The sequence below is a fragment of the Promicromonospora sp. NPDC090134 genome (genome assembly GCF_044746965.1).
GTDB lineage: Bacteria > Actinomycetota > Actinomycetes > Actinomycetales > Cellulomonadaceae > Promicromonospora.
Genome location: NZ_JBIVCZ010000001.1, coordinates 127,808 through 151,554, shown reverse-complemented (window position 1 = coordinate 151,554; position 23,747 = coordinate 127,808). Strand labels below are relative to the sequence as shown.

Genomic DNA, 23,747 nt, shown 5'->3' with positions numbered 1-23,747 from the left:
GGTCGGAATCCCGGGGGCACCTGCCAACCCGGAGGCGGGTTGAAGCGCACGGGCATGGTTGCTCCTTCGATACGGTCGGCCCCACTATCGGCCATGCAGGCGGGTCGGCGCCAGAAGCACTGGCCATGCCGGACATTTCTCCCGCGTGTGGGAGCGACAGTAGCGCGCTCGTGTCAGAGGTCACTGGTAGACCTGGGGGCATGTTCCTCCTGGAGCGCGACGACGCCAGCACGCTCGTGCACTCGGCCAGCGACCTCGTGGTCGCGGGCGAGTGCGAGTTCCGCCTGCTGCGCCGCCTCGACGAGCTCCTGGGCCGCAGCCCGCGCAGGGTGCGGGAGGAGGACGAGATGCTCGCGCGCACGGCGGCCCTCGGAGAGGACCACGAACGGCGCGTGCTCGCCGGGCACCTGCGCGCCTTCGGTCCGGCCGACGGCGACCGGCCCGGCGGGGTGCTCGAGGTCGCGCCTGCCCGCCGCATGGCGCGGGACGAGCTGGTCGACGCGCACGACCGCACCCTGGCCGCCCTGGAGCAGGGCGCGGACGTCGTCTACCAGGCCTCGTTCTTCGACGGGCGGTTCCACGGCCGGGCCGACTTCCTCGTGCGTGACCTGCTGGGGGAGACGGTCCGCCTGGGCAGCTCCGAGGGGGTCGTGCCGCCGGAGCGGTGGCCCCGGCACGCCGAGGCGCACGTTGCCCGGCCGCGGTACGCCGTGCACGACTCCAAGCTCGCCCGCCGCACCAAGGTGCGTGCCCTGCTGCAGCTCGCCGCGTACGCGGACCAGCTCATGGCGGCGCGGATCGACCCGACCGACGAGGTGCACCTGGTGCTCGGCACCGGCGAGACCACGTCCCACCGGCTCGCCGACCTGCTGCCGGTCTTCCGCAAGCGGCGCGCCCGGCTGATCGAGGTCCTGGACGAGCACGTCGCCGACGAGGGTTCCGTGCGCTGGCACGACGAGCGCTACCTGGCCTGCGGCCGGCTGCGCGACTGCCCGGACTGCGCCGAGGCCGCCCAGGAGAGCCGGGACGTCCTGCTCGTCGGCGGGGTGTACGGGGCGCAGCGGGCCCGGCTGTCCGCGTCGGGCCTCACCACGATCGACGCGCTCGCGGCCGCCGAGGCCCCTCCGGACGGCATGGCTGCCGGCCGCTTCGAGGGCCTGCGCGCCCAGGCGCGCCTCCAGCTCGGGCTGGACGACGGCGACGGCTCGGTCGCGCTCGACCACCTGCCCGACGGTGTCGACCCGGACGGCCCCGACGCGCGGCTGCGCTGGCAGCTCGTGGCGACCGAGGCGATCGACCGCCTCCCGCCGCCGAGCCCGGGCGACGTGTTCTTCGACTTCGAGGGGGACCCCCTGTGGGAGGAGGCGCGGCTGCCCGGCGACGACCAGGCGCCGGCCATGGGCCTCGACTACCTCTTCGGCTGGGTCGAGCGACCCGGGCCGGACGGCGGCAACCCGCCCTTCCACGGGCTGTGGGCCGACGACCTGGCGGGTGAGCGCGACGCGCTCGTGCGGTTCGTGGATCAGCTCCACGCACGGCTCGCGGAGCATCCCGACCTGCACGTCTATCACTACGCCGCCTACGAGCGGACGCATCTGCTCTCGATCGCGGCACGCCACGGCGTCTACGAGGACGAGGTGGACCAGCTCCTGCGCGACGGCGTGCTCGTCGACCTCTACGCCGTGGTCCGGTCGTGCCTGCGCATCTCCAACCGGTCCAAGTCGATCAAGAAGCTCGAACCGCTCTACATGCAGGACGATCCGGCGCGGGAGGGCGTCACGAGCGCCACGGCGTCGGTCACGGAGTACGCGGAGTACGCGAAGCTGGCGGTTGAGGGGGACTCGCGGGCTGCGGAGCTGCGGCAGCGGATCTTGGACTACAACGAGTACGACTGTCGGTCGACGTTGCGGTTGTTGGACTGGTTGCGTTGGGCTCGGGGGGTGGTCGGGTCGGTTTCGGCCGGGGCGGCCGTGGGAAGCGAGACCCCGCGCGCGGATGCGTTCACGGGCCCCAGGGGGCCCTCCACTTCGGGAACAGATACATCCGCGCGCGGGGTCTCGCTTCCCACGGCCTTCGCTGTCGGGTCGCCTTCCGCGGGGGGTGGGTCCTCGGACGGTGGTGGGGGTGGGGTGCCCGGATCCCCGGGTGGGGGGTACGGGGGGAGTGCTGTTGAGCGAGGGGGGCTCGGTTCCGGGGTGGTCCCTGGCGGCGGCGGGGTGACTCCTGCCGGTGGGGGGAACGGGGAAGTCGGGGCGGGGCGGGGGTTGGCTCGGCGGGTCGGGCGGGAGCGGCGGCTGGCTCTGGCGGCGGAGATCGCCGAGCGGGTCGGGGAGAACCGGGGGGAGCGGTCGCTGGAGGTGCAGGCGCTCGCGCTGCTGGGCGCGGCCGTCGGGTACTACCAGCGGGAGGAGAAGCCGTTCTGGCAGGAGCACTTCGCACGGCTCGAGCTGCCCCTGGACGAGTGGCCCGGCCGGCGGTCGACGTTCCACGTGGAACGTTCGCGTGTGCTGCGGGACTGGAGCGTCGTGGGGCGGGACAGGCTTCCCTCGCGCGAGGTCGAGCTGGTGGGCCGCATGCTCGACGGGTCCCGCATCGACGGGTCCGACCTGGGCCTCGGCGACGTCGTGCACGTGCTGTACGACCAGCCCGTGCCCCCGGTGGTCGGCGAGCTGGAGGCGCGGGCCGTGCGCGGCGAGCACTCCGGCGGCGTGGTCCTGGAGCTCCGCGAGGAGCCCGGGAGCGACGACGCGCCCCGGGGCCGCGACGTCATCGTCCTGCGCGAGCGACTCTCCGGGGGTGCCGACCCGCACGACCAGGCGCCCGTGGCGCTCGCCCCGCAGCGCGGACCGGCGCACGACGCGCAGGAGCGGGCGACCGAGGACGCCGCCCGCACGGCGCTCACCGCGTGGGACGCGGACCGCACCCTGCCCGACGGCGCCGCTGTGGACCTGTTGTGCCGCCGTCCGCCCCGGCTCGTCGATCCCACCACGGGACAGCGCGGCGGGGACCTGCCGGAGCTCACCGGCGCGACCAGCGGGGGAGACGCCGGCGGGCTCCGCCTCGAGGCCGCCGTGCTCGCCGCCGTCGAGCGGCTCGACCACTCCTACCTCGCGGTGCAGGGCCCGCCCGGAACCGGCAAGACGCACGTCGGCTCGCGTGTGGTCGCCCGGCTCGTCGACGCCGGCTGGCGGGTGGGTGTGGTCGCGCAGTCGCACTCGGCGGTCGAGAACCTGCTGAGCTGCCTCGTCGACAAGGCGGGGGTACCCGTCGACGTGGTCGCCAAGAAGCAGCGGGCGAAGGGCGTCGAGCGGGAGCCGGCCGGCCCGTGGCAGGAGCTGACGGGCAGCCAGCTCGCGGAGTTCGCCGCGGGCAGCCCCGGCGGCTGCGTGGTGGGCGGCACAGCCTGGGACTTCGCCCACGAGCGCTGGCCCGACGAAGGGCTGGACCTGCTCGTGATCGACGAGGCGGGGCAGTTCTCGCTCGCCGACACCGTCGCCGTCGGCCGGGCCGCCCAGCGTCTGCTGCTGCTCGGCGACCCGCAGCAGCTTCCACAGGTGAGCCAGGGCCGGCACCCCGAGCCGGTGGACGAGTCGGCGCTCGCCTGGCTCGCGGCCGGCAGCTCCGTGCTGCCCGACGGCCTCGGCTACCTGCTGCCCGAGTCGTGGCGCATGCACCCCGAGGTCTGCGCGGCCGTGTCCCAGCTCTCCTACGCCGGCCGGCTCTCGGCGCACCCCGTCACGACGGAACGCTCGCTCGACGGCGTGGCCCCCGGCGTGGTGCACGTACCGGTGGCCCACGAGGGGCGCTCGACGTCGTCCCGGGAGGAGGCCGACGAGGTGGTGCGCCAGGTGCAGGGCGTCGTCGGCCGCACCTGGGACCCAGGGGCCGGGCGCCCGGCCCGGCCCCTGGGTCCCGACGACGTCGTGGTGGTCGCGGCGTACAACGCGCAGGTGCACACGGTGCGCCAGGCCCTGCACGCCGCGGGCCTCGGCGGGGTGCCCGTCGGGACCGTCGACATGTTCCAGGGCCGGGAGGCGCCGGTCGCGATCCTGACGCTCGCCGCCTCGGCGCCCGAGAACGTCTCCCGGGGGATGGGCTTCCTGCTCTCGCGCAACCGGATCAACGTGGGGGTGTCGCGCGCGCAGTGGCGGGCCGTCGTGATCTCGTCGCCCCGCCTCACCGACTACCTGCCCGGCGACCTGGAGGCCGACGGCGTCCGCCACCTCATGGAGCTGGGCGGCTTCCTGCGCCTCATCGGCACCTGAGCCGCCCGGCCCGGGCGGGACGGGTCAGAACTCGCCGCCGCCGAAGTCGCCTCCGAAGTCGCCGCCGCCGCCGTCCCCGCCACCGAACATGTCGCCGAAGAACCCGCCGCCGCCGCCACCGGCGTCCGCCCCGGCATCGCCTCCCGCGTCGCCGCCCTCGGCACCGGCCGCCTCGACGGACTCGCCGCCGGCCTCCTCGCCGCCGCCCTCGCCGCCGCCCTCCTCGCCGGCGAAGTCCTGCGCCGGGTCGCCGAAGGAGCTGCCGAACATCATGTCCGCCACGGCCGAGCCGATGACCATGCCACCGATGGTGCCGAGCATGCTCGCGCCGAGCATCGAGCCGAAGCCCGGGCCACGGCTCGCGCCGAAGTTCCGCTCGAGAGTGCCGGGGTTGCGCATCTCGGCGCGGGTGGCCATGCGGGCCAGGTCGCGCGGGTCGTCCGACGTCGCGCGCTCGTTGGGCGGCACGGTCTCGCTGAGCTGGGCGAGCACCTGGTTGCGCTGCTCGGGCGTGAGCTGGGCGAACGCCTCGGCGTGTGCCTCCTCGACCCGGTCCGGCGGTGCGGTGCGCAGCAGGTAGCGGTAGCGCTCGATCGCCACCTCGTCCTCGCTGCGTCCCGTGCTCGCGGCGGAACCGTAGACCGGAGCGGTGCCGTAGGCCGGGGTCTGACCCGGAGCCTGCTGGTACTGCGGCCGCGGCGTGCCGCCGCCCTGGTACATGCCGGGTGTCTGCTCGCGCGGCTCGCGGCCGAGCAGTCGGTCGAGGAAGCCCATTGATCTCAGTCCTTCGTGAGGTTCGGTCCTGACGGTCCACCCCGGTCAACGGCGTGCCGTGGTCCAGGGTTCCCGGCCATCGTCCCTCCGCGACACGAACGGGACATGACGAAGGCCCGGCCACCGAGGTGACCGGGCCTTCGTGCTGTGTCAGCCGGGAGCGTCAGCCCTCGACGGAGCCCTCGATCGCACGGTCGAACTCGAGCGTGTTGTCGTCGGCGTAGTTGTAGACACCGATGAACGCGGACGACGGGTCGTTGTCCTCGTTGATCGGGCCGATGCCCGAGACACCCGTGTAGTGGATGTCGTCGCCGGCCTCGAGCGCGGCGACGCCCTCCTCGAAGGTGGACACCTCGGTGCCGCCGTCCGCACCGGACACGGAACGGATCTGGGCGGCGATGTCGGTACCGGTGGTCGACTCGGCCTTCACCGCGGCGAGCGCGGCGAGGATCACGGCGTCGTACGACTCAGCGGCGTAGGCGTAGTCGGTCAGCGGCTCGCCCTCGTTCTCCTCGTACCAGCCGCTCGCCGCGTCCTTGAACTCCTGCGCGGGGTCGGCACCGGGGATGGTGCCGACGACGCCGTTGAGCGTCCCCGGGTCGAAGTCCTTGGAGTAGTCGGCGGTGTTGCCGTCGCAGAGGTACGTGGTGCCGTCGAAGTCCCAGCCCTGCGAGACGAGCTCGGCGATGGCGGCCTTGGTCTCCTCGAACGCGAGGATGACGATGGCGTCCGGCTTGGCGGCCAGGGCGTCGGTGACGATCGACGAGAAGTTGGTCTCGCCCGGGGCGAACTCCTCGCCGGAGCCGGTGGCGCCGTAGACGGCCTCGGCACCGCCGGCCTCGATGGACTTCTGCACGTTGTCGCGCAGACCGGTGCCGTAGGTCTCGTTCTGCACGAGGAAGGCGACCTTCTGGTGGCCGCCGTCGAGCACGAGCGAGCCGAGCGCCGCACCCTGCACGGTGTCCGGCGGAGCGGTACGGGTGAACAGGTCGCTCACGCCGGAGAGCTCCGTGGCGGTGTTCGCGGGCGAGATCTGGAGAACCCCGGCCTCGGTGAACTGGTCCACCACGTTCTGGGAGACGGACGAGGACGCGGCGCCGATGGCCACCTGGACGCCCTTGCCGATGAGGTCGGTCGCCGTGTTCGTCGACACGCTCATGTCGGTCGAGTCGCCCGAGTCACCGCCCTCGAGGGTCACGTCCTCGCCGAGGACACCCCCGGCCGCGTTGATGTCGTCGATCGCAAGTCCGACGCCCGCGACCTCGGGCGGACCGAGGTAGGCAAGAGAGCCGGTGATCGGGAGGATGGTGCCGACGACGAGCGGCTCGGCAGAGCCCCCGCCCTCTCCATCGTCAGAACCCGAGGTGGAGCAGGCTGCCAAGCCCACGCTGAGGACTGCCGCTAGCGCGAGCCCGCGCGCAGCCGTGGAACGTCGAATCATGTCTGCTGTTCCCCTTCAAGCGGGAGTGGATCTGACGGCGCACTTTGCTCCGTCGTGGTCGCTGAAAGTAGTCACCTTGTGTGACGCCTGTGTCACGAATCCCCCACCCCGACCGAGATTGTTACGAGGACGTGACCCACATCACCCTAGACCCAAGGAAAGTTCATCCAGTCGCCCACCGGACGCACCTCACGGAGATTGATCGGGCTTTCCTGGGCACGGGCAGGTACGCTTGGCGTGTTGCAGTGCCTCGATCGTTCTTCCAAGAGATGACGACGACACCGTGATTACAGCGATCCCGAAGGCCGGGGTCGTCGCATCTTGCAAGGAGCAGTACATGGCTTTCGGAACCGTCAAGTGGTTCAACGCCGAGAAGGGCTTCGGGTTCATCGCACCCGAGGACGGTGGGCAGGACGTGTTCGCCCACTTCAGCGCGATCCAGTCGAGCGGCTACCGCTCGCTCGAGGAGAACCAGCGCGTCGAGTTCGACGTGAAGCAGGGCCCGAAGGGCCTCCAGGCGGAGAACATCCGCCCGATCTGATCTCTGACAGCCGGCATGGCGGGCTCCTGAGTTCGCCCGGTTGTACCCGGAGGCCCGGTCACCTTTCGAGGTGGCCGGGCCTTCGCCCTGCCCGGCGCCGGGGCGGGAGAATGGGCGGGTGCAGCACTTCGCCTCCGACAACTACGCCCCCGTCCACCCCGAGGTCATGGCCGCGGTCGCCGCGGCGAACGACGGCGCGGCCGTCGCGTACGGCGACGACCCCGTCTCGGCCCGCCTGCAGCACCGCGCCGCGGAGGTGTTCGGCGAGCGGGCCCGCATCTTCCCCGTCCTGAACGGCACGGGCGCGAACGTCATCAGCCTCATGGCCGCCGCCCCGCGCTGGGGCGCGGTGATCACCAGCGACGTCGCGCACGTCCACACCGACGAGAACGGGGCGCCCGAGCGGGTGGGTGGCCTCAAGATCCTCGCCGTCCCGAGCAGGCACGGCCGCATCGGACCCGACGCCGTGGACCGCTACGCCGGCGACCTCGGCGACGTGCACCGCGCACAGCCCGCGGTGCTGAGCCTCACCCAGGTGACCGAGCTCGGCACGGTCTACTCCGTGGCCGACCTCAAGCTGCTCGCGGACACCGCCCACGCGGCCGGCCTGCGCGTGCACGTGGACGGCTCGCGTCTCGCGAACGCGGCGGCGACCCTCGGCGTCGGGCTGCGGGAGATCACCACCGACGTCGGCGTGGACATCGTGTCGCTCGGCGCGGCGAAGAACGGCGGCATGCTGGGCGAGGCCGTGGTGGTCCTGCCCGACGGCGACGCCGCTGCCGGCGCTGCGACGGCGCTGTCCGAGGCGGTGCCGTACCTGCGCAAGGCGACGATGCAGCTCGCGTCCAAGACCCGGTTCGTGTCGGCCCAGCTCCTGGCGCTGCTCGGCGAGCCGGGCACGCCGACGTCCGGCACAACCCCGTCCGGCACGACGGCATCTGCCGCCGAGGCCGGGCCGCTGTGGCTCCGCAACGCGGCGCACTCCAACGCGATGGCCGCGCGCCTGCGCGCGGGTATCGAGGGGGCGGGGCTGCTGCAGCCCGGCTCCGGGATCGTCCTGCGGTACCCGACCGAGGCGAACGTCGTGTTCGCGACGCTGCCCCGCGCGGCGGCGGACCGGGTGCGCGAGCACGCCCGGTTCTACGACTGGGCGCCGGGGGAGACCGCCGACCGTGTCGAGGTGCGCTGGATGTGCGCGTGGGACACCACGGAGGCGGACGTCGACGCGTTCGTGCGGGTGGTCGGCGCGGCGCTCTGATCCCGCGGGTGAGCCGATTGCACGTCGGGACCACGATGGGGTGACACTGATCTTCATGACCCGTTTTCGCCCCGTCGGCCTGCTCGCCGCGACCGTGCTCACGGTCGCCGCGCTGGCCGCGGGTTGTTCCGGGCCGGCCGGCGAACCCGGACCGACCTCCCTGCCCGGACCCTCCCGGTCGAGCGCGCGGCCGAGCCCGTCGCCGAGCCCGTCGCCGTCCGGCGACCCGTCGCCGTCGGACGGCGCGGTGTCGCCGACGCCCAGCGCGACGCCGTCCACGCGGCCCACGCCGGAGCCGACGCCCGGCGAGCCCGACCTGTCGCTCGTGGCCGGCTGGAGCCTGGAGCAGAAGGTGGGCCAGGTCGTGATGGTCGGCCTGCCCGTCAAGGGCCCGTTCAAGCCGACGTTCGACATGCTGCGGGACCTCAAGATCGGCGGAGTCTTCCTGCACGGCCGTACCCAGGCCGGCCGCCAGCCGGTGAAGAACCTGGTCGACGCCGCGATCGCGGCGGCGACCTCTCCGGTGCCCCTCTTCGTCTCCACGGACCAGGAGGGTGGCGAGGTGCAGGTGCTGCGCGGGCAGGGCTTCAGCGACATGCCCAGCGCGCTCGACCAGGCCGCGCTCTCCGCACCCGACCTGCGCGCCCGGTCCCGGACGTGGGGCCAGGAGCTGGCCGCCGCGGGCGTGAACCTCAACCTCGCGCCGGTCATGGACCTCGTACCGCAGCAGAGCGCGGCGTCGAACGCGCCGATCGGCGTCCTCGGGCGCAACTACGGCTACACGCCGGAGTCCGTGATCGCGCACGGCAACGCGTTCGCGGAGGGCCAGCGGGACGCCGGCGTGCAGACGTCGGTCAAGCACTTCCCGGGGCTGGGCCGGGTCACCGGGAACACCGACACCACCGCCGGCGTGACCGACACCGTGACCGGGCCCGACGACCCGTCGGTGGCGGTGTTCGACGCAGGCATCCAGGACGGCTCCGGCCTGGTCATGATGTCGTCCGCGATCTACGCGCGGATCGACCCTGACGCGCCCGCGGTGTTCAGCCCCACCGTGGTGGGCCTGGTCCGCGAGCACGGGTTCGACGGCGTGATCATCACCGACGACCTGTCGGCGGCCGTGCAGGTCGCGAGCGTGCCCCCGGGGGAGCGAGCGGTCCGCGCCGTCGACGCCGGGGTGGACGTGGTGCTCGCGTCCGCGAAGCCGGCCGTGGCCCCGGCGATGGTGGACGCGCTGGTCCAGGCCGCGCAGGCCGACCCGGCGTTCGCCGCCAAGATCGACGCTGCCGCGGCCCGGGTCGTCGCGGCCAAGGCCGGCCTCTGAGGTCTCAGAGGCCGGCCAGGCCCAGCACGTCCAGCGTCCAGGCGTGCTCGAACGCCACCTGCTCCCAGGCGGAGTAGCGTCCCGAGACGCCGCCGTGCCCGGCCGACATCTCGATCTTGAGCATCGCCGGCGCCCCCGCGGCCTGCAGCCGGGCCACCCACTTGGCCGGCTCCACGTACAGCACGCGGGTGTCGTTGAAGCTCGTGGTGGCGAGCACGCGCGGGTAGTGCGAGGCGTCGTCGGCCACGTTCTCGTACGGCGTGTACGAGCGCATGTACGCGTACACCTCGGGGTCGTTCAGCGGGTCGCCCCACTCGTCGCGCTCGGTGACGGTCAGCGGCAGCGTCGGGTCGAGCATCGATGTCAGCGCGTCGACGAACGGCACCCCGGCCAGCACCCCGGCGAACAGCTCGGGCGCCAGGTTGGTGGCGGCGCCGACGAGCAGGCCGCCGGCGCTGCCGCCGTCGGCCACCATGCGGTCGGACGCCGTCCAGCCGGTGGCGACGAGGTGCCGGCCGCACGCCACGAAGTCGGTGAACGTGTTGCGCTTGGCGGCCAGCTTGCCGTCGTCGTACCAGGAGCGGCCCATCTCGCCGCCGCCCCGGACGTGCGCGACAGCGAAGACGACGCCGCGGTCGAGCAGGCTCAGGCGGGCGATCGAGAAGTACGGGTCAATCGAGTACTCGTACGCGCCGTACCCGTACAGGAGCAGGGCGGCGGGTTCGGCGGGGGCGGGGTCGCCCGAGCCGGCCGCGCCGCCGAACCGCACCTTGTCCTTGCGCCAGACGAGCGAGATCGGCACGCGCGTGCCGTCCTCGGCGACGGCCCACTCCCGGCGCTGGTCGTAGTCGCCGGCGTCGTAGCCGCCGAGCACGGGCTGCTGCTTGAGCAGGGTGCGCTCGCCGGAGGCGACGTCGTACAGGTAGAGCGACGACGGCGTGACGAACGACGTGTAGCCCACCTTGAGGTTGGGCTGCTCCCACACGCCCACGCCCGCACCGACGGACTCCAGCGGCTGGCCGAACGAGATCTCCTGGAAGTCCCAGGTGACCGGGCCGCGCGCGGGGAGCTGGAGCACGGCCGAGCGGGAGATCGCCCCGCGGCGGTAGTAGAGCACCGCGTAGCGCTCGCTCGCGCTCACGCCCTCCAGCCGCACCTCCGGGTCGTGCGGCACGACGACGGCCGCCGCCTCCGGGGCGACCGTCTGACCGCGCGCCGGGACGGGCGAGGCGACCAGCTCGAAGTTCAGAGCGTCCTTGTTGTGCAGGATCAGCAGGGCGTCCTCGGGCTCGCCGGCCGAGCCCGGCAGCACGGCGTGCTCCACCGAGTACTCGACGCCCTCCCGGCGCGGCCAGACGACGCGGAACTCGCCCGTCGGGTCGTCGGCCTCCAGCAGCCACGACTCGCTCGTCACCTTGGAGCCGAGCTCGATCTGCAGGTACTTCTTGGACCGGGACAGCCCCACGCCCACCCAGTACCGCTCGTCGGGCTCCTCGAAGACCAGCACGTCGTCGGACCCGGGGGCACCGAGCCGGTGCCGCCAGACGCGCCAGGGCCGCCAGGCGTCGTCCACGGTCAGGTAGAAGACGTGCTCGCCGTCGGGGGTGAACATGGCGCCGGGCGCCGTGTCGCGCACCTCGTCGCGGAGGTCCTCGCCGGTGGCCAGGTCGCGGACACGCAGCGTGTAGCGCTCGTCGCCCGCGGTGTCGGTCGCGTACAGCAGGCGGGTGCCGTCGTCGGAGACGTCGAGCGAACCCAGGGCGAAGAACTCGTGCCCCTCGGCCTCGGCGTTCTGGTCCAGCATGACCTGTTCGCCCGGCACGGGCTGCCCGGGTTCGAGCACGCGGGGAGTCCAGTCGTCCGGTCCGGCGACGGGGTACCGCGCGTGGATCGGGTACTGCTGGCCCTCGACCGTGCGGGCGTAGTACCACCAGTCGCCGTCGCGCGCGGGAACCGAGAGGTCGGTCTCGAGGGTGCGGCCCTTGATCTCGTCGAACAGGGTCTGCCGCAGCGGCGCCAGGTGCTCCTGACGGTCGAGGGTCCAGGCGTTCTGCGCCTCCAGGTGCGCGACGACCTCGGGATCCTCCTTGTCGCGGAGCCACTCGTAGTCGTCGGTGAAGGTGTCGCCGTGGAAGGTGCGCTCCCGGGGGCGACGCACGGTGAAGGGTGGTTCGGACGGCGGGAGGACCCGCACCGAACCGGTCGGTCGATCGGCCGCGGGGGCGGCCGCTGGGGGAGTCAGGGCGTCGTCGGACACCGCGTCAGCCTAACCGTGACGACGCCTCGGCGAGAGGGCCTTCCACACCCTCCTCCTGCCCTGTGCGATGGCACTCCGTGACCTTGGTGTGACCCCCGGGGTGTAACGAGTGACACATGGCACGGCTACACTCGCCGCACGCCGATGGCATCAGTTTGATGCAGGCCTGGTTAAGCAGGACTGAATCATGCTGGTGTCGTGCGGCACCGAGACCTCGGAGCACCACACACCAGAACCGACGGAGGACCCGGCAGATGACAGCCGACCGACCGAACCTCGCGACGGCCGCGCGCAGGCTGCTGGCCACGCTCGCGGCCGCGGCCATCCCGGCCGTGATCGCCGCGGCACCTGCGATGGCTGCCACTGCGCCCGCCGACTGCACACCCGACGACACGACCGCCTGCGTCGTGGCGATCGTCCTGGACGCGGAGAACAACCCCGTCCCCGACGTGGGCGTGACCATCTCCGGCGCGGGGTTCGAGACAGATGTGACCAGCACCCAGGAGGGGCCGGCGTCCGTGGAGGTGCCGCAGGTCGGCACCTACACGCTGACCCTCGACGAGGAGACCGTCCCCGACGGGCTCTTCCCGGACGCCACCGAGCTGCAGGTCACGGCACAGACCGGTAGCTCCGCGCGCGCGGCGTTCCGGCTGGGCACCACGCCCCCCGAGAGCACCGAACCCAGCGGGGGCGCCACCACCGCCCCGAGCGAGGGCGAGCCCACGGACGCGGCCTCCGGCCCTGCCGCCGGGGACGAGGGCCTCGGCGGATCCGGCACCACCACCACCGAGGGCGGCGGCCCCTCCCTCCAGCAGATCTGGCAGCAGTTCGGCTCCGGCATCCGGTTCGGCCTGCTGCTCGCCCTGGCCTCGGTGGGCATCAGCCTCATCTACGGCACGACCGGCCTGTCGAGCTTCTCGCACGGCGAGCAGGTGACGCTGGGCGCCATGTTCGGCTTCATCGGCATCAACTGGCTGCACATGCCGGTCTGGCTCACCGTGATCGGCGTGATCGTGGTCTGCGCCGCCACCGGCTGGCTGCAGGACGCCGCCATCTGGGGTCCGTTGCGCCGGCGCGGTACCCCCGTCACGCAGATGATGATCGTGACCATCGGCCTGTCGCTCGCGCTGCAGTACGCCATCCAGATGGTCATCGGCGGCCGGTCGCACCGCGTCCTGCCGCAGAACCCGAAGCCCCTGGAGATCGCGGGCATCACGCTCAGCACCGCCTCGTGGATCTCGATGGGGGTGGCCGTCGTCGTGATCTTCTTCATCGCGTGGTTCCTCACCCGCACCCGGACCGGCCGCGCCACCCGCGCCGTCTCGGACAACACGGCGCTCGCCGCGGCGACCGGCATCAACCCGGACCGCATCATCCGCGTCGTCTGGACCATGTCCACGGGCTTCGCCGGCCTGGCGGGCATGCTGCTGGCCATCTCGTTCGGCTCGTTCAACTGGTCGCTCGGCATGCTGCTGCTGCTGCTGATGTTCGCCGCCGTCACCCTCGGTGGCCTGGGCACGGCCTACGGCGCCCTGCTCGGCTCCCTCGTGATCGGCCTCGTCGTCGAGATGTCCACCCTCATCCCCGGAATGCCGAGCGACCTGCGCTATGCCTCGGCACTCGTGATCCTCATCCTCGTGCTGCTGTTCAGGCCGCAGGGCCTGCTCGGCCGCGCCGAGCGGATCGGCTGAAAGGAGAACCATCATGGAACTGAGCCGCATCCTCACCCAGGCGCTCGCCGAGCTCATCGCTCCGACCACGGCCGCCATCGCGCTGGCCGCCATCGGCCTCAACCTGCACTTCGGGTTCACCGGCCTCCTCAACATGGGGCAGGCAGGCTTCATGCTGCTGGGCGCCTACGGCTTCGGCATCGCCACGATCTCGGGCGCCCCGTTCTGGCTGGCCCTGCTCATCTCGCTCGCCGCGGGAGCGCTGTTCGCACTCATCCTCGGCGCACCAACGCTCCAGCTACGCGGTGACTATCTGGCCATCGTGACCATCTCGGCCGCGGAGATCATCCGAATGCTCGGCCGTGCCACGGTGTTCGGTGAATGGACCGGTGGCGCGGCGGGTCTCACGGGTGGCTCCTTCAAGGCGACGTTCCAGGAGCTCTCGTTCCTGCCGGCGCCGCCCGAGCGCGGTGCGTTCGGCCCGCTCGAGTACGTGTTCACCGGTTCCGACTCGTGGTGGACCCGCCTGTTCTCGTGGGCCGTGGTGCTCATCGCCGTCCTCTTCGTCTGGCTCCTCACGCGCAGCCCGTGGGGCCGCGTGCTCAAGGGCATCCGTGAGGACGAGGACGCCGTCCGCGCACTGGGCAAGAACGTCTTCTCCTACAAGATGCAGGCGCTGGTGCTCGGCGGCATGTGCGGATCGCTCGCGGGCATGCTGTATGTGCTGCCCAGGTCGGTCGCGCCCGATGCCATGGGTCGTTCGCTGACGTTCTTCGCGTGGACGGTCCTGCTGCTCGGCGGCGCTGCCACCTTGTTCGGTCCGGTCCTGGGGTCCATGCTCTTTTATGCGGTCTACATGTTGCTCCGCGCGGGTATGCGCGAGGGTCTGGAAGGCGTGGTGACGGCCACGATGGTGGAGCAGATCGGTGGTCTGCTCGTCGGCGTGACCCTGATGCTGCTCGTCATCTTCCGCCCACAAGGAATCCTGGGGAACAAGAAGGAGCTCGCCTTCGATGTCCGATGAGACGACAGAGAACAAGGTGGCCGAGGTGACCGACGTGCCGGAGGCGGCCGAGGCGACGGACGTGCCCGCGAGCACCGTCGAGGCGCTCGACACCGTCGAGCGCAGCGACACCGAGGCCGCCAAGGCCGCGGAGCACGTCCTGGCCGGGGTCGAGCCGAAGGTCGGCGTGAGCAAGCCGGACCCGATCCTGCTCGTCGACGACGTGCAGCGCCGGTTCGGCGGCATGACCGCCGTCGACGTCGACCACCTGGAGGTCCAGCGCGGGGTCATCACGGCCCTCATCGGCCCGAACGGCGCCGGCAAGACGACCTTCTTCAACCTGCTCACGGGCTTCGACAAGCCCAACCAGGGCACGTGGTCCTTCGAGGGCCGGTCGCTGGGCGGCGTCAACGCCGCCAAGGTGGCGCGCAACGGCATGGTCCGCACGTTCCAGCTCACCAAGGCGCTGTCGCGCCTGACGGTGCTGCAGAACATGCTGCTCGCCGCGATGGACAACCCGGGCGAGAACCTGTTCGGCTCGCTGGTGAAGCCGCTGTGGGCGGGCACCGAGAAGCGCAACACCGAGAAGGCGCTCGAGATCCTGGCGCGGTTCAAGCTCGACGCCAAGAAGGACGACTTCGCGGGCTCGCTGTCCGGCGGTCAGCGCAAGCTCCTGGAGATGGCGCGGGCCCTGATGACGGACCCGACCATGATCATGCTCGACGAGCCCATGGCCGGCGTGAACCCGGCGCTGGTGCAGTCGCTGCTGCACCACATCCAGGCCCTGCGCGACGACGGCATGACCGTGCTTTTCGTGGAGCACGACATGCACGCCGTGCGGCACATCTCCGACTGGGTGGTGGTCATGGCCGAGGGCAAGATCGTCGCCGAGGGGCCGCCCAAGTCCGTCATGCAGGACCAGGCCGTCGTCGACGCCTACCTGGGTGCGCACCACGACACCGACCTCGGGGACGACTCGCTGCTCGACCCCGCAGTGCTGGCCCGGCTCGAGGCCGAGGAGGAGAAGCGATGAACGACGCGGCCAAGACCGAGAAGCGGGAGATCCTGCTCAAGGCGACCGACATCGTGGCCGGGTACCTGCCGGGTGTGAACATCCTGAACGGGTGCAACCTGGAGGTCGCCAAGGGCGAGCTCGTGGGCATCATCGGCCCCAACGGCGCCGGCAAGTCGACACTGCTGAAGTCCCTGTTCGGGCTGGTCCACGTGCGCTCCGGCAGCGTGACCCTGGCCGGCGAGGACATCACCAACCACAAGGCGAACAGCCTCGTGTCGCAGGGTGTCGGGTTCGTGCCGCAGAACAACAACGTGTTCCCCTCGCTCACCGTCGAGGAGAACATGCGGATGGGCGTGTACCTGCGGCCGAAGGTGTTCGCCGAGCGGTTCGAGTTCATCACCGACCTGTTCCCCACCCTGGGGGAGCGGCGCGCGCAGCGTGCGGGCGCCATGTCGGGCGGTGAGCGCCAGATGGTGGCCATGGCCCGTGCGCTCATGATGAACCCGTCGGTCCTGCTCCTCGACGAGCCGTCCGCCGGGCTGTCGCCGGTGCGTCAGGACGAGACGTTCCTGCGCACCCGGATGATCAACAAGGCCGGCGTCTCCGTGGTCATGGTCGAGCAGAACGCCCGGCGCTGCCTGCAGATCTGCGACCGGGGGTACGTGCTGGACCAGGGCAAGGACGCGTACACGGGGACGGGCAAGGAGCTGCAGTCCGACCCGAAGGTCATCTCGCTCTACCTGGGCACCCTGGCGGAGGACGTCGACAAAGCGTCCTGATCCGTCGGGATCTGCTCACCTCCGGAACGGGACGGGGGATGGTGCGGCCGGCCGGCCGCACCATCCCCCGTCCCGTTCCTCGTGCCCACGGTCACCCTGTCGAGGGGTGGGGTGGGCACGGGGAGCTGTCGACCGGGTCCTGCTGTCTCTCAGAGCTTGACGTCGGTCCAGGTGAGGCGGTGGTCGCTGCTCGGGAACGGGTAGACGCCCGTGAGCCGGGACAGCGGGTCGGCCGCGGCCGGCCAGAAGACGCCGGCGCCCTGGACGCGCAGGTCGCGGGACGGGAGCACGTAGTCGACGCGGAGGTTGCCCGGCGTCGTGTCGGCGAAGTCGGCCGTGTCGAGCGCCGGGTCGCCCTCGTGGGTCAGGTTCGCGCCGGCCTGGAGCGCCGAGGCCTCCGGGGCGCCCGCCGACGTCGGCCGCGGGTCGGTGATGCGGGGGTTCTCCAGGAGCTGGTCGATCGCCGGGACGCCGTCGGCACCCGTGGCGGAGTCGCCGTCGAGCGGGTCGGCGTTGTAGTCGCCCACGATCACGAACGACGAGCCGGGCCGCAGCCCGCCGCGCCGGCCCTCGTCGTCGTACACGTAGCGCGCCGCGCGGCCGCCGCGCACGTAGTCCGCCCAGAACCGGATCTCGTCGTGGTTGCGCAGGCCGTTGCGGTCCTCGGCTCCGTCGAACGACGGCGGGGTCGGGTGCGCCGCCAGCACGTGCACCGTCTCGCGACCCACACGGACCGGCACGTCCCAGTGCGACTTCGACGATAGCGGCAGGACCGCCAGCTCCTCGGCCGAGTACCAGTCGGCCGGGGCGTCGGTGGCAGGGTTGTCCGGCAGGAGCGCGCCCGGCATGTCCGCCCACCTGAAGTCCTGGAACGTGCGGACGTCGCGGTGCTGGATCGGGTACTTGGACAGCACGACCATGCCGTACTGGCCCGGGAACAGGCCGAAGCCGAGCGCGTCGTCGCCGCCCCCGACGGTCCCGTCGTTGTTCAGGTCGAACCCGCTCGCGATGCCGGTGTTCGACGGCGCGACGAACGCGTACGGGTACTCCACCGGCCTGCCCGTGCCCTGCGGCACCTCCAGGTAGTTCTCGCGGAACAGGTCGGCCGCGGCGTACGGGTCGGCGTCGCCCGAGTAGTCGAACTCGTTGAGTAGCACGACGTCCGGGTTCGCGTGCTGGATCACCTCGGCCACCGTCGCCGCCTGGGCGTCGTCGCCCGTGGACAGGTCGGCGACGAGCTCGCCCTCCGTCGCGCGGTTGAGCGACAGGTTGTAGGTCGCGGCGCGCAGGGTCCGGGGCGTGGCGTGGTTCCGGTCGTGCCCGGCGGACGTCGCCGCCGGGGCGCCGTCCGGCGTCGTACCTGCCGAGGCCGTGCTCGCCGAGGCGAGGAAGGCCCCGGCCAGCAGGGCCGCTGCCGCGGCCGCGCCGGTCAGGCGCGAGGGGGTGCTGGCTCGCATGACTGCTCCTTCGTCGGGGTGTCGTGCGCGGGTGGTCCGCGTCAGACACCGTAGGACGGCGCCCGCTCGTACGGGTGAACGGCGCGTGAACAGCCCCGCCGGCGGGGCGCCGGGTGCCGCGGCGCGGGTCGCTCGGCGGGCCGTGATCGAATCGTTGTGCGCTCGCCACCAGTACGGACGTTCGAGACGGTAGTTTTCCGGGGCGGCCGGAGGTGGCCGCGGCGAGGGCACCCGCCGTCGTGCCGAACCAAAGGAAGAACTTGATGAACCGCACCCTCCGCTCCGCCCGCCGTCCGGCCCGGCTGCTGGCTGTCGCGGCCGCCGTGACCGTCTCGCTGACCCTGCTCACCGGTTGCGGCTCGTTCCTCGACGACATCATGTCGAGCGGCGAGGCCCCGCGTGATGAGCCGGGTGGCGAGATCACTGCCTCCGCCGACGCGGACGCCTTCGAGATCCTGAAGGGCGACTGCATCGACCTGGAGGCCCTCGACGGCTACGGCGAGTCCGCGGAGGGCGAGGACTTCGAGGTCGAGTCGGTGCCCGTGGTGCCGTGCGCCGAGGAGCACACCGGCGAGGTCTACGCCGAGCTCATCATGGATGACGCCGAGTACCCGGGCGACGAGGCCATGTCCAAGAAGTTCGACGAGTGGTGCTACGCCGAGTTCGAGAAGTTCGTGGGCGTCTCCTACGACGAGTCCGTCTACGGCTACACCGGCTTCTACCCGACCCAGGCCACCTGGGACCAGCTGAACGACCGCTCCCTGCAGTGCATCATCAGCTCCGAGGAGCCGTTCACGGGCAGCCTCAAGGGCGTCGCGGAGTAACTCCCGGCACGTCGGCGTGCGGCATCGCGGTCCGCCGGGCCGCGATCCGCACGTCGACCGCGACGACCACGAGCGCGGCGAGCACGAAGAAGGCCCCGACCAGGGGCACCGTGTCGATGCCCACCGTGGCCACGACCAGCGCCCCGAGCGCCGCCCCGCCGCCGATCCCGATGTTGAACACCGAGCTCGAGATCGCGGTCGCCGACTCGGTGGCGCCCGGGGCGACCTGCATGGACAGGAACGACAGGGCCGGCGGGATCGCGCTGAACGCCAGGCCGAACAGGGCCAGGCCGGCCAGGGCGACGGCCGGGACGTGGCCCAGCGCCCACAGCAGCACCAGCGCGCCGGTGAGCAGGCCGAGCGCCACGAGCACCGTCTGCCACGGCCGCCGGTCGAGCACCTGGCCGATCAGCAGGGTCCCCGCCAGGCCCGCGGCGCCCTGGGCCAGCAGCAGCGCGCTCAGGTAGCGGTCGGGGAACCCCGCCGTCTCCAGCAGGAACTGGGTCACGAACGTGATCATCATGAAGCCGCCCGTCACGAGCAGCACCGTGACCACCATGAGCACCACGAAGCGGCGCATGCTGGGGTGCGTGCCGGTGGCGGTGCCGCTCTGCTCGGCGTCGACGTCCGGCATGGCGATCGCCATCGCGAGGCACGCCAGCAGGCTCACCACGGAGAACACGAGGAACGCCGTGCGCCAGCCCGCCTGCTGGCCCACCCAGGTGCCGAGCGGCACGCCGAGCAGCGGGGCGAGCGAGTTGCCGATGGCGAGGCGCGCGATCATCTTGCCGCGGACGGCGGGGGCGAACAGGCTGGCGGCGGCCGGGGTGACGACCGACCAGAACAGCGCCTGGCCCAGCGCGGTGACCATGCGCGCGGCCATCAGGTCCACGTAGCCGGCGGCGACGGCCGACCACAGGGTCCCGACGGTGCAGACGGCGGTGGTCGCCGCCAGCACCCAGCGGCGCGGGAACCGGCGGGTCAGGCGCGAGAGCGGCAGGGACGCGAGCACGACGACGGCGGCGTACGCCGTGACCAGCAGCCCCACCTCGGACGTGCTGCGGTCCAGGTCGGGGGCGATGAGGGTGAGCAGCCCGCCCGGCAGGTTCTCCGCCGTCACGAAGGTGAAGGCGCTCACCGAGAGCGCGATCAGCGCGATGGCCGCGCGGCGCTGGTCCACCGGGGGTGCGGCAAAGGCCGCCGCGGCGGCAGGACTGTTCGCGGTCATGGGGTCTCCGGCTGGTCGACGGGCGTGGGCTCACCCGGACGACGAGCCGGCCCGGCGGACATCGACCAAGGTACGCGGCCTCGAAACGATTCTACGAGCCCATTCCCGGCATATGTCGTGTACCAGAACTGTGTCCTAGGCAACATTGTCGTAATATTTCCCTGGTTTCCTCCTCCGTGGACAAAGGTGTCCAGCAGGTCCGGGGCCCGTACGCACCACCTCCTCGTCCCGGACGCAGCTCTCTTCACGGAGGAAACATGAACTCACGTCTCTGTGCGGTCGGTGCGGGAGCAGCCCTGCTGCTCTCGGCCGCCGTCGTGCCGATCACCGCTTCCGCGGCGCCGCCGGTCGAGGAGCCGCCGCAGCAGGCGGCGCCCGCGAAGGAGGACAACCGTCCGGACGCCCTCGCGGAGAAGCAGACCGAGAAGCGGCAGCTCGCCGTCGACATGGTCGCGACCGGACAGGCGAAGGTCGAGACCCGCGGCAAGGGCGAGCACGCGTCCAAGGTCGTGGAGATCTCTCCGCGCGAGTACGTCGAGTACGGGGTCGAGGAGACGGCGCAGCTCTTCAGCATCCTCGTCGACTTCGGCGACCAGGCCGACGAACGCTTCCCGGACGCTGCCGCGGGGCCGGCACACAACGAGATCCCGGAGCCGGCCGCGGACGACAACTCCACCTACTGGGAGTCCGACTTCTCGCGCGAGCACTTCCAGGAGATGTTCTTCACCGGCCTGGAGGACCAGGACGGCGAGTCGTTCGCCGGGGTCTACGACGAGATGTCGTCGGGCCGGTTCGACCTGCAGGGCGACGTGTCCGACTGGGTGACCGTGCCCTACAGCACGGCCTCCTACGGCACCACGGAGTCCGGCACGGACATGACGCGGTTCGTCCAGGACAGCGCGGACGCCTGGTACGAGCAGCAGGTCGCCGCGGGCAAGACCGCCGAGGAGATCGACGCGTACCTCCAGTCGTTCGACGTCTGGGACCGCTACGACATGGACGGCGACGGCATCACGGCCGAGCCCGACGGCTACATCGACCACTTCCAGGCGATCCACGCCGGCGAGGGCGAGGAGGCCGGCGCACCCGAGTCGGCCATCTGGTCGCACCGCTGGGCGGTCAACCAGGGCGGCCTCGGCTCGGACGGCCCGGCCGGCTTCCCCAAGGTCGGCGGTATCAAGATCGGTGACTCCGACATCTGGATCCGCGACTACACCACCGAGCCGGAGAACGGTGGCCTGGGCGTGTTCGCGCACGAGTTCGGCCACGACCTCGGCCTGCCGGACTACTACGACACCGCTGGTGGCGAGAACGGCACGGGCTACTGGAACCTCATGAGCTCCGGCTCGTGGATGGGCCACGGCGACGGCACCATCGGCACCACGCCCAACCACATGGGCGCCACCGAGAAGCTGTTCCTGGGCTGGCTGGACTACGAGGTCGTGGAGCCCGGCGAGACCGAGCGCATCAAGCTCGGCCCGTCGTTCCACGCCACCACGCGTGAGCAGGCGGCGATCGTCGACCTGCCCGACGGCGTCGCCGACCTGCCGCTGGACGCTGCGCCGTTCGACGGCGAGTTCGTCTACTCCAACACGGGCAACGACCTGAACAACACGATCACCTCGCCGTCGTTCACCGTGCCGGCCGGCGCGTCGCTGACCGCCAAGGTCCAGTACGGCATCGAGCTGGACTTCGACTACGCGTTCGCCGAGGTCTCGACGGACGGCGGCTCCACCTGGACCGCCCTGCCGAACAACCTGTCGACGGACGAGGACCCGAACGGCACCAACCCGGGCTCCGGCATCACCGGCAGCTCGGACGGCGCCTGGGTGGACCTGACCGCCGACCTGGCGGACTACGCCGGCCAGACCGCGTCGGTCCGGTTCCGGTACTCGAGCGACGGTGGCACCAACGACATCGGCTTCATGCTCGACGACGTCGCCGTGGGCACCGCGCTCACGGAGGACTTCACCGACGTGGCCGACTGGACCGTCGACGGCTTCCAGAAGGTCGGCGCCGACGGCACCTACCAGGTCGAGTACTCGCACTACTACGTCGCCGAGAACCGCGTGTACGGCGGCTACGACGCGACGCTGCAGACCGGCCCGTACAACTTCGGCTGGGGCTTCTCCAACGGCAACCTCGTGGAGCACTACCCCTACCAGGACGGCCTGCTGATCTGGTACGTGAACAGCCTGTACGGCGACAACAACACCTCGCAGCACGTGGGTGGCGGCCAGGCTCTCCCGGTCGACGCGCGGCCCAAGGCCCTGAAGTGGTCGGACGGCACGATCGCCCGCAACCGCATCCAGTCCTTCGACGCCACGTTCGGCCTGCAGAAGACGGACCCGATCTCGCTGCACCGTGAGGTGTCGGCCACCTCGCTGACCACGCTGAAGCTCGGCAAGCAGGCTCCGGTGTGGAAGTTCGACGACACCAACCCTGAGGCGTACTGGAACAAGGACAACCCGCGTCACTCGGTGAAGGTCGGCGGCACGGGCACCACCATCAAGGTGCTCACGCAGGACACCCAGACAGGTCACATGACCATCCAGGTCAACTGACCCCCTCCATCCCGCCGAGGTAGAACTGTGGCGAGATAGAACTGTGGCCCAACCCCTGACCCGGGGTTGGGCCACAGTTCTACCTCGGCGGGGGCACTACGCTCGAACGCATGACACACCTGCGATGGGGCATCCTGGCGGCCGGCGGGATCGCCGCGAGCTTCACATCAGACCTGAACGACAACGGCTTCACCGTGCAGGCGGTGGGGTCCCGCTCCCTGGAGAAGGCCCGGACGTTCGCCGACCGCTTCGGCATCCCGACGGCGCACGGCTCCTACGAGAACCTCGTGGCCGACCCCGAGGTCGACATCGTCTACGTGGCCACGCCGCACCCGATGCACGCGGAGGCCGCGAAGCTGGTGCTCGAGGCCGGCAAGCACGTGCTGGTCGAGAAGCCGTTCACGCTCAACGCCGCCGAGGCGCGCGAGATCGTGGACCTGGCGGAGTCGAAGGGGCTCGTGGTCCTGGAGGCCATGTGGACCCGGTTCCTGCCGCACATGGCGCGTGTGCGCGAGATCATCGCGTCGGGCGCGCTGGGCGAGGTGCGCACCCTGATGGTCGACCACACCCAGGACCTGCCCGACGACCCGGGCCACCGCATCAACGACCTCGCCCTGGGCGGCGGCTCCCTGCTGGACCTGGGCATCTACCCGGTCTCGTTCGCCTGGGACCTGTTCGGCGAGCCGCTCACCGTGCAGTCGCACGCCACGTTCAAGGAGACGGGCGCGGACGCCACCGTCGCCACGATCTTCGGGTACGACGGCGCCCGGGTCGCCACGACCGTGTCGGCGTCGGACACCCGCGGGCCCAACCGGGCCTCGATCCTGGGCACCGAGGGTCGCATCGAGATCGACGCGACCTGGTACAACCCGTCCACGGTGCACGTCTACGACGCCTCGGGCACCGAGACCGAGACCTTCACCGCCGAGGTGACGGGGCGCGGCATGCACTTCCAGGCGGCCGAGGCCGAGCGCCTGGTGGCGGCCGGCGAGCTGGACAGCCCGCTGCTCCCGCGTGAGGAGACGGTGGCGATCATGGCCACCCTGGACACGATCCGCGAGCAGATCGGCCTGGTCTACCCGGGCGAGTGATCCGGCTGGTCCTCCCCTTCACCTTCGAGGCCCGAGTTTCTTCGCTTTCACGCTGCTGAAAGCGAAGAAAGTCGGGCCTCGAAGGTGAGCAGGCTTCCGGACCTGCCGCGACCAGCGGTACGGTGGCCCCGCCAACGCGGGGAGCTCGGGGTAGCCGGGCTGAGAGGAAGGCCTGGGCACCACGCCCGACGCCGTCGACCCGATCACTTGAACTGGGTAATGCCAGCGGAAGGACGTGCCTGACGGCACGGGCGTT

16 protein-coding genes and 1 riboswitch are annotated in these 23,747 nt (G+C 71.5%); of the genes, 11 read left to right on the top strand and 5 right to left on the bottom strand.

The window, feature by feature from the left end; genetic code table 11:
* The first annotated feature begins 200 nt into the window (after nt 1-200).
* Nucleotides 201-4,265, top strand: coding sequence for a TM0106 family RecB-like putative nuclease (locus ACIPN7_RS00670; protein WP_400536957.1), 4,065 nt, complete (start codon nt 201-203; stop codon nt 4,263-4,265).
* A 24-nt stretch (nt 4,266-4,289) separates the two neighbouring features.
* Here the strand turns inward: ACIPN7_RS00670 and ACIPN7_RS00665 are convergent, their stop codons facing one another.
* The gene (locus tag ACIPN7_RS00665) at nt 4,290-5,039 is read right to left on the bottom strand and encodes a hypothetical protein (protein WP_400536954.1); all 750 of its coding nucleotides are present in this window, start codon (nt 5,037-5,039) and stop codon (nt 4,290-4,292) included.
* Nucleotides 5,040-5,202: 163 nt separating this feature from the next.
* The gene (locus tag ACIPN7_RS00660) at nt 5,203-6,480 is read right to left on the bottom strand and encodes an ABC transporter substrate-binding protein (RefSeq protein ID WP_400536952.1); all 1,278 of its coding nucleotides are present in this window, start codon (nt 6,478-6,480) and stop codon (nt 5,203-5,205) included.
* A 337-nt stretch (nt 6,481-6,817) separates the two neighbouring features.
* Between ACIPN7_RS00660 and ACIPN7_RS00655 the strand changes: the two genes are divergently transcribed.
* The 3 genes from ACIPN7_RS00655 to ACIPN7_RS00645 all read left to right on the top strand — a co-directional run bounded on the left by ACIPN7_RS00655 (nt 6,818) and on the right by ACIPN7_RS00645 (nt 9,603).
* Entirely contained in the window at nt 6,818-7,021 is a 204-nt protein-coding gene (locus tag ACIPN7_RS00655) for a cold-shock protein (protein ID WP_036971009.1), read from the top strand.
* A 118-nt stretch (nt 7,022-7,139) separates the two neighbouring features.
* Nucleotides 7,140-8,279 carry a threonine aldolase family protein gene (locus ACIPN7_RS00650; protein WP_400536949.1) on the top strand — a complete coding sequence of 380 codons (1,140 nt, stop codon included), beginning with the start codon at nt 7,140-7,142 and terminating at the stop codon, nt 8,277-8,279.
* 55 nt (nt 8,280-8,334) lie between these two features.
* Entirely contained in the window at nt 8,335-9,603 is a 1,269-nt protein-coding gene (locus ACIPN7_RS00645) for a glycoside hydrolase family 3 N-terminal domain-containing protein (RefSeq protein WP_400536947.1), read from the top strand.
* A gap of 4 nt (nt 9,604-9,607) precedes the next feature.
* Here the strand turns inward: ACIPN7_RS00645 and ACIPN7_RS00640 are convergent, their stop codons facing one another.
* Nucleotides 9,608-11,797: a S9 family peptidase gene (locus tag ACIPN7_RS00640; protein WP_400539126.1), complete on the bottom strand. Its 2,190-nt coding sequence runs from the start codon at nt 11,795-11,797 to the stop codon at nt 9,608-9,610.
* Nucleotides 11,798-12,114: 317 nt separating this feature from the next.
* Here ACIPN7_RS00640 and ACIPN7_RS00635 point away from each other — a divergent pair, with 317 nt between their 5' ends.
* The 4 genes from ACIPN7_RS00635 to ACIPN7_RS00620 are packed head-to-tail and all read left to right on the top strand — an operon-like array spanning nt 12,115 to nt 16,327.
* Nucleotides 12,115-13,551: a branched-chain amino acid ABC transporter permease gene (locus tag ACIPN7_RS00635; RefSeq protein ID WP_400536945.1), complete on the top strand. Its 1,437-nt coding sequence runs from the start codon at nt 12,115-12,117 to the stop codon at nt 13,549-13,551.
* A gap of 13 nt (nt 13,552-13,564) precedes the next feature.
* A complete protein-coding gene (locus ACIPN7_RS00630) occupies nt 13,565-14,554 on the top strand; it encodes a branched-chain amino acid ABC transporter permease (protein ID WP_400536943.1) in 990 nt (329 codons plus the stop codon).
* On the top strand, nt 14,544-15,566 hold the full coding sequence (locus tag ACIPN7_RS00625) for an ABC transporter ATP-binding protein (protein WP_400536941.1): 1,023 nt from the start codon (nt 14,544-14,546) through the stop codon (nt 15,564-15,566). The genes ACIPN7_RS00630 and ACIPN7_RS00625 overlap by 11 nt, the downstream gene beginning before the upstream one ends.
* Nucleotides 15,563-16,327, top strand: a complete 765-nt coding sequence (locus tag ACIPN7_RS00620) for an ABC transporter ATP-binding protein (RefSeq protein ID WP_400536938.1) — start codon at nt 15,563-15,565, stop codon at nt 16,325-16,327. The genes ACIPN7_RS00625 and ACIPN7_RS00620 overlap by 4 nt, the downstream gene beginning before the upstream one ends.
* A gap of 149 nt (nt 16,328-16,476) precedes the next feature.
* On the opposite strand, the gene ACIPN7_RS00615 is transcribed toward ACIPN7_RS00620, so the two are convergent.
* Nucleotides 16,477-17,784 (bottom strand): endonuclease/exonuclease/phosphatase family protein, encoded by a 1,308-nt coding sequence (locus ACIPN7_RS00615; RefSeq protein ID WP_400536936.1) that lies wholly within the window; start codon nt 17,782-17,784, stop codon nt 16,477-16,479.
* A gap of 263 nt (nt 17,785-18,047) precedes the next feature.
* Here ACIPN7_RS00615 and ACIPN7_RS00610 point away from each other — a divergent pair, with 263 nt between their 5' ends.
* Nucleotides 18,048-18,608: a septum formation family protein gene (locus ACIPN7_RS00610; RefSeq protein WP_400536934.1), complete on the top strand. Its 561-nt coding sequence runs from the start codon at nt 18,048-18,050 to the stop codon at nt 18,606-18,608.
* Here ACIPN7_RS00610 and ACIPN7_RS00605 read toward each other — a convergent pair.
* Nucleotides 18,589-19,836, bottom strand: a complete 1,248-nt coding sequence (locus ACIPN7_RS00605; RefSeq protein WP_400536932.1) for an MFS transporter — start codon at nt 19,834-19,836, stop codon at nt 18,589-18,591. The genes ACIPN7_RS00610 and ACIPN7_RS00605 overlap by 20 nt on opposite strands.
* 257 nt (nt 19,837-20,093) lie before the next feature.
* Between ACIPN7_RS00605 and ACIPN7_RS00600 the strand changes: the two genes are divergently transcribed.
* The gene (locus tag ACIPN7_RS00600) at nt 20,094-22,400 is read left to right on the top strand and encodes an immune inhibitor A domain-containing protein (RefSeq protein WP_400536930.1); all 2,307 of its coding nucleotides are present in this window, start codon (nt 20,094-20,096) and stop codon (nt 22,398-22,400) included.
* Nucleotides 22,401-22,510: 110 nt separating this feature from the next.
* Nucleotides 22,511-23,491: a Gfo/Idh/MocA family protein gene (locus ACIPN7_RS00595; protein WP_400536928.1), complete on the top strand. Its 981-nt coding sequence runs from the start codon at nt 22,511-22,513 to the stop codon at nt 23,489-23,491.
* A gap of 134 nt (nt 23,492-23,625) precedes the next feature.
* Nucleotides 23,626-23,728: riboswitch (TPP riboswitch) on the top strand.
* Nucleotides 23,729-23,747: the final 19 nt, after the last annotated feature.